The organism is Pseudomonas fluorescens (genome assembly GCF_000967965.1).
Lineage (GTDB): Bacteria > Pseudomonadota > Gammaproteobacteria > Pseudomonadales > Pseudomonadaceae > Aquipseudomonas > Aquipseudomonas grandcourensis.
Map to the genome: position 1 here is coordinate 1 of NZ_LACC01000001.1, position 218 is coordinate 218.

Annotated in this window: 1 protein-coding gene; it reads left to right on the forward strand. The window is 61.0% G+C overall.

The window, feature by feature from the left end:
• Positions 1-218 (forward strand): immunoglobulin-like domain-containing protein (locus VC35_RS28325; protein ID WP_185754717.1); only part of this gene is annotated, 218 nt, incomplete at both ends.

Genomic DNA, 218 nt, shown 5'->3' on the forward strand with positions numbered 1-218 from the left:
CCAACGCGGCCGGTCTGCCGATCAATAACCACGGTCCGTTGGAGTTCACCCTGTCCGACGGCACGAAGGTGACTGTTCCAGCGAACGGGACCTCCGCTTCCGCCACCATCATCGCCAAGGATGACGTCTACACCGGCGGCCAGCCATCCATCGTCAACAAACTGGAATCGGTCAGCGGCGCGGACAATTTCGAGAAGTTGACCCTGGGCAAGGACCAG